The following is a 4,043-nucleotide window of genomic DNA, read 5'->3' as shown; positions in this document are numbered from 1 at the left end:
ACTGGCGCCCGGACGCGGCCGGCTTCGTCGAGAGCGAGCTCTGGCCGAACGCGCTTGCCGCCCTGCGGCTGCGGAGCATTCCGGCCGCGCTGACCAATGCCCGACCCTCGGCGCGCTCCTTCGCGCGCTGGCGGCTCGCGCCTGGCCTCGCGCGGCGCCTGCCGCCGCTGCGCCGAGATCCTGCTTGAACGGCGCGCGCCGATCGAGCGCGCGGCATGAGCCGCGCGCCCGCAGCACCTACTCGTCCCAGGCGTGCACGACCGTGTGGCGCAGGATCCGGCCGCCCGCGAGCTCGAGCACGGCGATGCCGAACACCTTCGCCCCATCGGGATAGGTACAGTCCTGGGTGAAGGCGAGCCGGTGACCCTCGGCGATCGTCACATCGACCCGGTGGGCGATGTTGCGGCTGCACATGTCGTCCCAGAAGGCGCGGATCGCCGTCCGGCCGCGGATCTCGCGCGGCCGGCTGGGCGGGTTGTTGCGGTCGATCACGCGGATCTCGGCGTCGTCGGCGTAGAAGCCGATGAAGGTCTGCCCGTCGCGCGCCTCGATCGCCCGCTTGATCGCCGCACCGCTGACGGCGGTGGCAGTCGTGGTCATGATCCCCTCCTCGGCACGCCGGGGGTGGCCGCCCGGCGCCGCCAGACTAGCGCGTCGGCGCTGCCTTCGCCCGCTCGGCGGCGAGCCGCAGCACCGTATCGGTCTCCTGGCGGAACACCGCGACGTCCACCTGCATGCCCTGCAGCACCGTGCTCCAGTGCCGCACGATCGCGGCCATCGCCACGGCCTCGCGGATCTCCTGCTCGGAAGCGCCGTTCGCCTTGGCCGCGGCGGTGTGGAAGTAGACGCAGTACTGGCACGGGATCTGCGCCGCCACGGCGAGGCCGATCAGCTCCTTCATCTTGCCGTTGAGCGCGGTGTCGGGGCTGAGCTGGACCGCCTTGAACGAGGCCCAGGCACCGGCGATGCCGGGCTCGGGGAACTGGCGGAAGAAGCTCGGCACCAGGCCGAGCGTCTTCTCGATGTCCTCGTAGGCGGCGCGTGCGCCGGCGTCCTCCGCGGCCGCCGGCTCCGTGGTGGCGAGCGTGCCGGCCAGCGCGATCGCGGGGGCCAGCGCGAGCATCGTGGTGGGTCGCATGGTCGTCCTCCGTCTGCTGCCCGACCGCACCAGGACAGTCGATGCGGGAGCCGCGGCGGAGGATGCCGCGCCGGCGCACCCGCTGCTTCCCCCGAACGGACCATGCGCGCGATGGCCCGATCGGACCACCCGGCTCAGGCGCTGCGCCGCGCGGCCAGCGCCGCCGCCGCCGTGCGGCTCGGCAGGTCGAGCTTCAGCAGGATGTTGGCGACATGCCGCTTCACGGTGTGATCGCTGAGCGCAAGCTTCGCGGCGATCGCGGCGTTGCTCAGCCCGTCGGCGATCAGGGCCAGCACCTCCCGCTCGCGCGCGCTCAGCGCGGCGAGATCAGGCTCCGCCTGCGTGCGCGCGATCGGCTCGAGATGCTGCTCCTCCATCACCGCGAGCAGCCGCACCGGTGCCTCCATGCCGTCGATCGCCTCGACGCGGCGGTCATGGAAGTGCAACCCGGAGCCGGCAACGAGATCGCGCACCACATCCGAGACGAGGATCTCGCCGGCGGCGGTGAGGCCGGCGATGCGCGCGGCCACATGCACGGCGAGCCCGTGCGCGCTGCCCTCGCGCAGCACGATGTCACCGGCGTGAACGCCGATCGCAAGATCGATGCCGAGCGCGCCGGCCTCCCGCCGCAGCGCGATCGCGGCGCGCACCGCGCGCGCGGCGCCGTCGACGTGGGCGGCGATCGCGTCCTCGCCGTGGCTGCCGCAGCGCCCGCCATGGTGCGCGATCAGCTCCTCCGCGCGGCGATGCAGGCGCTGCACGCGCTCGCCCCAGAGACGCTCGCCGAGCCGCGCCGCGCCCCGCTCGGGCCGGACGAGATGCGCCGCCAGCACGGTCGCGAGCGTGCGGTCCTGCGCGGCGGTCGCGCACTCCCCGGTGAGGAACTCCTCGATCGCATCGACCACGCGGTCGATGTCGCCGGTCCAGACCGGATGGTCGCGCCCGGCCAGCGCGAGGAGGCGCGCGCCCGGGATATGCTCGGCGAGAAAGCGCCCGGCGGCGAAGCGCACGCGCGCATCCTCGCGCCGATGGATCACGAGCGTGGGCACGCGGATCGCGCCGAGCACGCCGCGCACGTCGATCGTCGCGTTCATCCGTGCCAGCGCAACCGCCGCGGTCGGGCTGACCGAGAGCCGCTCGAAGCGCGCCCACCAGGCGCTGAAGCGCGGATCGTGCACGAGGCCCGGCGCGAAGCTCGCAAGCGAGGCGCCGGTGCCCCAGCTCTGCTCGGCGGTGCGCAGGAAGGCGGCGAGCTGCTCGGGGCGCAGCACCGCGCTGTGGAAATGCGCGTAGCCGCCATAGAGCACGAGCGCGCGCGTGCGCTCAGGGCAGGTGGCGGCGAACAGGATCGACATCGGCGCGCCTTCCGAGGCGCCGAGCAGCACGGCACGGCCGCTGCCGGCGGCGTCCATCACCGCGCGCACATCCTGCATGCGCGTCTCGAGATCCGGCAGGTGCTGCACGTCCACCCGATCGCTCAGCCCGGTGCCGCGCTTGTCGAAATGGATCACCCGCGCGAAGGCCGAGAGCCGGCGCAGCAGGTGGCTGTAGCCCGGCTCCTCCCAGTGCAGTTCGAGATTCGAGATGAAGCCCGGCACGAACACGAGGTCGATCGGCCCCTGGCCGGTCACCTGGTAGGCGATCCGGACCTCGCCGCTCCGGGCGTAGCGGGTCTGGGGCGTCTGCACCGCCGGCCTCCGGGTTGCTCCGGATCAGCGTAGCAGGTCCTGCGCCGCCCGCGACCGGGCACGGCCGGCGGTTTGGCGGGCCGCCGGGCGCATGCTAAGCGCGCCCGGCCATGCGTGCCGCGTGTCCCCCGGCCTGATTCGCACCCCGTGCTCAAGCGCCTCCTGCGCCATCCGCGCGCGCTCGCCCTCGGCGCCGCGGCGATCGCGGCCTGGCTCCGCCTCGTGCACCGCACCACGCGCTGGCGCATCGAGGGGCGCGAGCATGTCCGTGCGGTCTGGGAGTCCGGCATCCCGGCGATCGGCGCGTTCTGGCACGACCAGCTGCCGCTCATGGTGTTCACCTGGACGCAGCGCTTCCCGGGCGAGCGCGGTCCGGGCGCGATGCGCTGCATCGTGCTGGTCAGCCGCCACCGCGATGGCCGACTGATCGGCGACGTGATCAGCCGGCTGGGCGTCGAGGCCCTCCACGGCAGCACCGCGCGCGGCGGGTTCGAGGCGTTCCGCGAGCTCCAGCGCCTGCTCGCGGAGGGGCACAGCGTCGTCATCACTCCTGACGGCCCGCGCGGCCCGCGCCGTGTCGCTCAGCCCGGCGTGGCGCGGCTGGCGGCCCTGACGGGCGCGAAGGTGCTGCCGCTCGGGGTCGCGGTGTCGCGGCGGAAGGTGCTGGAGACCTGGGACCGCGTCGCCATCCCGCTGCCGTTCGGGCGCGGCGCCATGGTGTACGGCGCGCCCGTCGCGGTCGCGCCGGATGCCGACGGACCCGCCGTGTTGGCGGAGATCGCCGCTGCGATGGACGCGGCCGCCGCGCGCGCCGAGGCCCTGGTGCAGGGCCGCGCATGAGCCCCGCCGGGACGCTCTGGCGCGCGGCGGCCACGCTGGCCGCCCCCGTGCTGCCGCTCTGGCTCGCCGGGCGCGCCCGACGCGGCAAGGAATTTTCCGCCCGGCTGCCCGAGCGGCGCGGCATCGCCACGATCGCCCGCCCGCCGGGACGGCTGCTCTGGCTGCACGCCGCCTCGGTCGGCGAGACCCAGTCCGTGCTGCCGCTGATCGCGCGGCTGCGCGCCGCACGCCCGGAACTTGCCGTGCTGCTGACCACCGGCACCGTGACCTCGGCGCGGCTGCTGCCCGGGCGGCTCGGCGCGGCGGGGGCCGATCCGGAACGATCCGGCCTGCTGCCGGGGCACCCATGGCTGATCCACCAGTTCGCGCCGCTCGAC

At 74.6% G+C, this 4,043-nt stretch carries 6 protein-coding genes; 3 read left to right on the top strand and 3 right to left on the bottom strand.

Annotation, left to right across the window (positions count from 1 at the left end):
- On the top strand, positions 1-188 hold a 188-nt coding region (locus tag ACTIFU_RS22805; RefSeq protein WP_439580619.1), incomplete at its 5' end, for a glycosyltransferase N-terminal domain-containing protein.
- Between the two features lie 49 nt (positions 189-237).
- On the opposite strand, the gene ACTIFU_RS22800 is transcribed toward ACTIFU_RS22805, so the two are convergent.
- The 3 genes from ACTIFU_RS22800 to ACTIFU_RS22790 form a co-directional block, all read right to left on the bottom strand.
- The gene (locus tag ACTIFU_RS22800) at positions 238-600 is read right to left on the bottom strand and encodes a nuclear transport factor 2 family protein (protein ID WP_439580618.1); all 363 of its coding nucleotides are present in this window, start codon (positions 598-600) and stop codon (positions 238-240) included.
- 46 nt (positions 601-646) lie between these two features.
- A complete protein-coding gene (locus ACTIFU_RS22795; protein ID WP_439580617.1) occupies positions 647-1,138 on the bottom strand; it encodes a carboxymuconolactone decarboxylase family protein in 492 nt (163 codons plus the stop codon).
- A gap of 134 nt (positions 1,139-1,272) precedes the next feature.
- A complete protein-coding gene (locus ACTIFU_RS22790; protein WP_439580616.1) occupies positions 1,273-2,826 on the bottom strand; it encodes an alpha/beta fold hydrolase in 1,554 nt (517 codons plus the stop codon).
- 147 nt (positions 2,827-2,973) lie between these two features.
- Between ACTIFU_RS22790 and ACTIFU_RS22785 the strand changes: the two genes are divergently transcribed.
- Positions 2,974-3,666 (top strand): lysophospholipid acyltransferase family protein, encoded by a 693-nt coding sequence (locus tag ACTIFU_RS22785; protein ID WP_439580615.1) that lies wholly within the window; start codon positions 2,974-2,976, stop codon positions 3,664-3,666.
- On the top strand, positions 3,663-4,043 hold a 381-nt coding region (locus tag ACTIFU_RS22780), incomplete at its 3' end, for a 3-deoxy-D-manno-octulosonic acid transferase (RefSeq protein ID WP_439580614.1). The genes ACTIFU_RS22785 and ACTIFU_RS22780, both read left to right, overlap by 4 nt.

It is taken from the genome of Elioraea sp., from assembly GCF_051860475.1.
Lineage (GTDB): Bacteria > Pseudomonadota > Alphaproteobacteria > Acetobacterales > Acetobacteraceae > Elioraea.
Note: the sequence above shows the minus strand (reverse complement) of the source record. Positions and strands in the feature narration are given on the sequence as shown.

What these genes read in the sequence shown, in the direction of transcription:
- ACTIFU_RS22800 (WP_439580618.1), bottom strand. Translation starts at nt 600, where the DNA reads ATGACCACGACTGCCACCGCCGTCAGCGGTGCGGCGATCAAGCGGGCG.
- ACTIFU_RS22795 (WP_439580617.1), bottom strand. Translation starts at nt 1,138, where the DNA reads ATGCGACCCACCACGATGCTCGCGCTGGCCCCCGCGATCGCGCTGGCC.